This window comes from Mesorhizobium sp. LMG17149, assembly GCF_024518695.1.
Classification (GTDB): Bacteria; Pseudomonadota; Alphaproteobacteria; order Rhizobiales; family Rhizobiaceae; genus Mesorhizobium.
This window is the reverse complement of the sequence record NZ_JANIFL010000006.1, coordinates 538,692-544,870: the sequence shown is the minus strand read 5'-3', so window position 1 is coordinate 544,870 and position 6,179 is coordinate 538,692. Positions and strand designations below refer to the sequence as shown.

Here is a 6,179-nt window from a genome sequence, read left to right as displayed (position 1 = left end):
CTGATCCAGCGTCACCATCTCGAGCGCGGTCTGTTCAGGGGCGGGTCGCTTCAACATGACCCAGTGAATCAAAAACCCCCAGCAAATGCCAGGGGTTTGTCAGCAGTCTGAAACGGCGCCACTTGGCGCCGTTTTTTTGTTCCGCTGTTTTCGAGCGCTTGTGGATTTCGCTCAGTTCTTGGCCTTGTCGACCAGCTTGTTCTTGGAAATCCAGGGCATCATCGCGCGCAGCTTGGCGCCGACTTCCTCGATCTGGTGGCTGTCATTGTTGCGGCGGATGCCCTTGAAGCGGGACATGCCGGCGCGGTATTCCTGCATCCATTCCGAGGTGAATTTTCCCGTCTGGATGTCCTTCAGCACGCGCTTCATCTCGGCCTTGGTCTCGGCGGTGATGATGCGCGGACCCGAGACATATTCGCCCCATTCGGCGGTGTTCGAGATCGAGTAGTTCATGTTGGCGATGCCGCCTTCATAGATCAGGTCGACGATCAGCTTGACCTCGTGCAGGCACTCGAAATAGGCCATCTCAGGCGCGTAGCCGGCTTCCACCAGCGTCTCGAAACCGGCCCGGATCAGCTCGACCAGACCGCCGCACAGCACGACCTGCTCGCCGAACAGGTCGGTCTCGCATTCCTCGCGGAAATTGGTCTCGATGATGCCCGAACGGCCGCCGCCGACGCCGCAGGCGTAGGACAGGGCCAGGTCGAGCGCATTGCCCGAGGCGTCCTGGTTGACGGCGACCAGGCACGGCACGCCGCCGCCCTTCTGGTATTCGCCGCGCACCGTGTGGCCGGGACCCTTCGGCGCGATCATGACGACGTCGACCGTCGACTTCGGCTCAATCAGGCCGAAATGCACGTTGAGGCCGTGCGCGAAGGCGATAGCGGCACCATCGCGGATATTCGGCGCGATCTCGTTCTTGTAGATGTCGGCCTGCAGCTCGTCAGGCGTTGCCATCATCATCAGGTCGGCCCATTTGGCGGCGTCGGCCACGCTCATCACCTTGAGCCCATCGGCTTCGACCTTCTTGGCGGTCGCCGAGCCGGCCTTGAGGCCGATAGCGATCTCCTTGGCGCCGGAATCCTTGAGGTTGAGCGCGTGCGCCCTGCCTTGGCTGCCATAGCCGATGATGGCGACCTTCTTGCCCTTGATCAGATTGAGATCGGCATCACGATCGTAATAGACGCGCATTTTGTCTTCCTTCCCGTTTTATGAATCAGAGGCCCTGCGGCCCGGTTTTTGCTCCGAAAAGAGCGAGAAACTGCTGCGTCGCGCGCGCGGCATCGCCGCCGATCGCCGCCTCAGTCAATTCCAGCCGGTCGCCAAGCAGCAGACGGATCTGCACGTCGCGGGCGACCAGCCCGAAAAAGGTGCGGAACGCCGTCTCGGCATCCGCGAAATCCAAAAGCCCGGTCCGTCGGCCGGCCTCAAGCACCGGCTTCAACCGTTTGGCCAATGCGAAGCGGCCGTTCTCCAGCACCACGGCGCCGAGATTGTCCTTACCCGAACCGGCATGGCTGACCGCCACCCGGTTGAGCGCGATCGAGGTGTCACTGGAGATCACCTTAAGCCAGTCCGAGGCAAAGCGTTCGAGGCTTGCGGTCAGCGAGGCAAGATCGAGCCCCTTGCCGTCAACCGGCGCCACCCGCACTTTCGAGGCCTGCCACTGCACCGTCGCCGTCAGCAGCCCGTCACGGTCGCCGAACCATTTGTAGAGCGTTTCCTTGGAGCAGCTGGCGCGGCGCGCCACGGCGGTCATGGTCAGATGATCGCCCTCTTCGACCAGCAGCCGCAACGCTGCGTCGAGCACGGCCTTCTGCCGCTCTGTCAGCGCTTCGCTGGTGTCGATCTCGGGCACGCTGTGCAACACGCTCTTCTCTCGAAAGGTCGGGCCACCGGTCATTCCAATATGCCGTACCGTACGTTACGGTTCGGCATATTGCGCAATCCGAGGCCGCGCGCAAGAGGGCGGGCGCAAAATATCTGCCAAGTGATGCGTTGCCGCGCGACAAGCCTCGCTAATCGGAGGCTGGCGGATGGCGCAATCGTCCAAGCAGTGCGGAGACCCTGGTCAATTCATCCGCCGACAGTTTGGCGCCAACCAGTTCGGTGATCGACCGTCCGTAGACAGCCCACATCTGGCGGCGTGTCTCGCGGCCCTTGGCGGTGATGCGGATGGTCTGGCCACGACCATCATCGGCCACCGTCAGTTTCTCGACGAGCCCATCGGCCTCGAGCCGGGCCAGCAGCCGCGAAATGTTGTATTGCGCGAACAGAGTGCGCTCGATGAGCTGGAACGGCCGCAGCCCGCCCTCGCCCGCCTCGGCGAGCTCATGCAGCACATCGTACCAGGCAAGCGGCGGCAGGCCGGCGGCCTTCAACGCTTCTTCAGCGCTTTCCATCAGTTGGCGCGAAACGCGCATCAGGCGAGCCCAGGCCTTGATGGCTTCGGGCGAAGGCGTGGCTTTTTCGGTCATGGCCAAGCTTAGGCAGTAGATGCATCTGCATCAAGCTTGACGATCGATGCATATGCATCCATATAGATGCAAATGCATTAACTTTGGAAAATCTCATGAAACACAAGCTCATTCTCGTCAGCCATCACCTTTGTCCCTATGTGCAGCGCGCCGCGATTTCGCTGGCCGAAAAGGGCGTGCCGTTCGAGCGCATCGATATCGACCTCGCCAACAAGCCGGACTGGTTCAAAGCGATCTCGCCGCTCGGCAAGGTGCCGCTGCTGCGCGTGCAGCGAGATGGCGAGGAAACGGTGATCTTCGAATCGGCCGTCATCCTCGAATTCCTTGAAGAGACGCAAGCCAATCCCCTCCACCCTGCCGACCCCTATGCCCGCGCCCGTCATCGCGCCTGGATCGAGTTCGGTTCGGCAACCCTCAACGCCATCGGCCGGTTCTATTCAGCCTCGACCGAAGCTGGCTTCCTGGCCGAATCCAGCGCGCTGTCCGCCATGTTCGATCGCCTCGAAGCCGAGCTGGCGGACGAGCCCGGCGGACCCTGGTTCGCCAGCAAGCACTTTTCGCTGGTCGACGCCGTTTACGGTCCGGTCTTCCGCTACCTCGATGTCTTCGACCGCATCGGTGATTTCGGCATTCTGTACGGCAAGCCGCTCGTTCGGGCCTGGCGCAAAGCGTTGAGTGAGCGCCCGTCGATCAGGCAAGCCGTGGCGCCGGACTATCCGCAGCGCCTGCATGCTTTCCTGCAAGCGAAGGGATCGCACCTTTCAGGGCTCATCCGGCAAAACAATCCGGCCACCGCGCTTCGGCCAGCCCGATCCGCTTGAACGGATCGATCGCGGGCAAGCGTTGGCTCGCGGCCGTCAGTTTTCGAACATGACGAAGGCGGCCCACACCCGAGGGTCCTGCGCGCCTGATATCTCGCCGTCGCGGGCATCGCGACGGGCCTGGCGCAGCGCTTCCGGATAAGTCCGCCCGGCGGCGAGATGGCCGTAGCAGCTCACCATGAAGGCAGCGGTTCCCGCATCGTCCACAGGCCAAAGGGCTAGCAACGAGCGCTTCGCACCGGCAATGTTGATTGCCGTCGGCAGGCCGCGCAAACCGCCGACGAATGTCTCCTGGCCACGGGCCGTCTCGCAGGCGGAGAGCACAAGCAGGTCGAGATTCGACAAATCCCACATCATCAGCTCCATGCCATAGAGCCGGCCGTCATCATCATCGCGCTTCATCGATTGCCGGTTTCCAGACCGGGACAGCACGACCTCACTCTGCCACAGCGCATTCACGGCGCCGACGCCGCCTTCTTTCTCGTTGCGGTAGGCACCGTGTGTGGCGAGATGCGCAACCGTGGCCTGCTCGATGTCCTTGCGCAGTGCCCGTTCGCCGGCAGCCGTCCCGGTAAGGGTCTCGACCGAATAATGATCGCCGTGCAGGATCGAGGCGATCGCGTCGACCTCCTTGCGGGTACCCGGTAGCGGTTCGGCACCCTTCTCCGCACCCCGTGCGTAATCCAGGCCGCCGGCCAGCAAGGCCTTGCCGGACTTGGGAAAACTCTGATCGATGCCTGCGTTCAACAGCGATTCCGGTCGGGTCAGCATGCGCACCAGGAAGCGATCATCGAGCGACGCGCCCTTGCTGTCCTGCAGCAAGGGGAATGGCACCGAAAACAGCTTGCCGTCCGGCACCACGAAAAGCGTGTCGGCGCCGCCAAGCGACGGCTCCAGAGGTGCGATCAGACCGGCGTAAAGCCCTGTGAATGTCGCGTTCAGATCGACCAGGGTCACAGCGCCACGCTCCTGCGCGGAGCGGGTCGACCTGAGGTTTGCCATGCGGGTTTCCCGGGCGGCTGGGATGAGCCGGCGCGGATCGCCGAGGTCATAGAGCGACGGCTGCTGGTCCTTGCGCGTGACGATCGCGTAGAGCCGTTCGTCTTCCAGCGGATCGGTGCTCTCGCGGTCCGCCCGCCACTTGCGAGTGATGAAATAATCGATCAGCGCCTCGTTGGGCTGCAGCAGCGTGTTTGCGGATGGCAGTGGCTTGTCCACCACGCTTTGGTCGAATCTGTACTTCGTCGTGACTCTCGTGATCGCCTTTTCGTACGCCGCCTGAGCCTGGTCGGGCTGTACCGCACCTGGATCGTCGGCACTGTCGCCACTGGAAGCAGCCTCCTGGTAGGCCAGGGACAGCCGTATCCCGGCCTGGATCAAATGCCGTGTCTCCATATCGTTCGGATCGATCAAACGCGACAGTCTGCGCAACTGATCCCGTTTGTCGTTTTCGAGTGTCGGCCAGCGACGCACCGCTTCAGCGAATGCCGGCACTGCCGATGCGTTGTTTTTTGCCAGCCGCGCATAATCGTAGAGCATGTCATCGGCCAAGGCGCGGCTGGCTTCAGCGACGACCGGGTTGGCGGCCGTGCTCACCTGGAACCAATTCCAACGCAACATGTCATCGTTGAGAGCCGCAAAATCGGTGGCTGCAGCCTCGGGATTCGACTTCGCCTTGAGGTTGGCCATGGCCTGCCGCGCGGCAAAGGTCAGCGGGTGTACCGAGCCGTATGTCGATCCGGCGATGCTATAGGCCCGACCGAGTTGGTTCATGCTGTTTTCGGTATCGCCCATGGCGGCGAAATGCGCGGCGAGCAGGTTGGCGATCTTGATTGCCAATATCTCGGGATAACTCGCGTCGTTGGTCAGCGGCAGCAAGCGTGCGAGCGTCGGCGCGTCGAGCGGCTGTGCACCGGAAAGAGCCCTGGTGTAGAGCAGCCAGGCATCGGCCTGCTCAATCAAATTGCCTTCCTGCTTGAGGACGACAGCGATATCCCGGTCCTGCTGGAAATAGCCCAAGGCCTCGTCGTACTTGGCGAGGTCGAGATAGTCCTGAGCCGTGTTGTTGGCGCTGACCAGAACGTTGAAGTGATTTGGCCCGTAGTAGCCGATACGTTTCTCGAGCACATTCAGGTCGTACTGTAAGGCGCGTGTCGGTGCCCCGATCTGACGCAGCATGTCGGCCAGATTGTTCTGCAGCTTCCAGGTGAAGCGATCGTCCTGGCCAAGCACCCGCTCCGCAATCTCCAGATTGCGCTGGTCAACGTTGATCACCGCAGCGATTTGACCGAATGCAGCGATCCCTGTCGCCAGCACATCGTTGGCATACATGAGTTCCGGGGATTCCGTGCCATGATAGCGGGCGTAAAGATTGGTTGCTGTAGCGCACATGGAAACGAAGCCCTGATAGTCTTTCTCGGCCTGTTTCAGCATTGCGTAATTGAGATAGAAATCGGCACGCTTCGCGACATCCTGCTGCATCGCCCTGGTTTTCAGGCCTTCGGCAAAAATCTCTCGGCGTTGTCGAGGATCTGGTTGTTGAGAAATGTCGCGCCGGCGTTCGAGTAACTCTCGACCGTAAATTCATAGAGGTCGCTCCTGGCCGCATCGAGCAGCGCTGCCCGCAACTGCACGTAACCGTCGTCGAAACGCGCCACCTCCATCATCAGCTTGTAGGCCGCATCGATCCGAGCCTTCAGCGCCGCTTCACTGTCTGCCGGAGCCTGCTGGCTGGCCTGACCTGACGTCTGGGCTTGCGCCTGCGGCAAGGGCAGCATCACGACCGACGTGGCGAGGACAGACGCAACGACCCGCATCAGGTCTAGCGATTTTCGGACTCTGGAGATGACAACGTTCATGCGGATCGGTCTGAGGCGAAAAA

6 protein-coding genes are annotated in these 6,179 nt (G+C 61.8%); 1 reads left to right on the top strand and 5 read right to left on the bottom strand.

The genetic code is table 11. The features are described from left to right. Positions 1-171: 171 nt before the first annotated feature. The 3 genes from ilvC to NP945_RS17410 all read right to left on the bottom strand — a co-directional run bounded on the left by ilvC (position 172) and on the right by NP945_RS17410 (position 2,477). Positions 172-1,191: a ketol-acid reductoisomerase gene (gene ilvC / locus NP945_RS17420; RefSeq protein WP_013531065.1), complete on the bottom strand. Its 1,020-nt coding sequence runs from the start codon at positions 1,189-1,191 to the stop codon at positions 172-174. A 25-nt stretch (positions 1,192-1,216) separates the two neighbouring features. Next, positions 1,217-1,870, bottom strand: coding sequence for a TetR/AcrR family transcriptional regulator (locus NP945_RS17415; protein ID WP_256747041.1), 654 nt, complete (start codon positions 1,868-1,870; stop codon positions 1,217-1,219). Between the two features lie 148 nt (positions 1,871-2,018). Next, the gene (locus NP945_RS17410; RefSeq protein WP_127398663.1) at positions 2,019-2,477 is read right to left on the bottom strand and encodes a MarR family winged helix-turn-helix transcriptional regulator; all 459 of its coding nucleotides are present in this window, start codon (positions 2,475-2,477) and stop codon (positions 2,019-2,021) included. A gap of 95 nt (positions 2,478-2,572) precedes the next feature. Here NP945_RS17410 and NP945_RS17405 point away from each other — a divergent pair, with 95 nt between their 5' ends. Then, entirely contained in the window at positions 2,573-3,298 is a 726-nt protein-coding gene (locus tag NP945_RS17405) for a glutathione S-transferase family protein (RefSeq protein ID WP_256747040.1), read from the top strand. Positions 3,299-3,334: 36 nt separating this feature from the next. Here NP945_RS17405 and NP945_RS17400 read toward each other — a convergent pair whose 3' ends face one another. Both NP945_RS17400 and NP945_RS17395 read right to left on the bottom strand, forming a co-directional pair. Beyond that, entirely contained in the window at positions 3,335-5,779 is a 2,445-nt protein-coding gene (locus NP945_RS17400; RefSeq protein ID WP_256747039.1) for a CHAT domain-containing protein, read from the bottom strand. A gap of 11 nt (positions 5,780-5,790) precedes the next feature. Then, a complete protein-coding gene (locus NP945_RS17395; protein WP_256747038.1) occupies positions 5,791-6,156 on the bottom strand; it encodes a hypothetical protein in 366 nt (121 codons plus the stop codon). Positions 6,157-6,179: the final 23 nt, after the last annotated feature.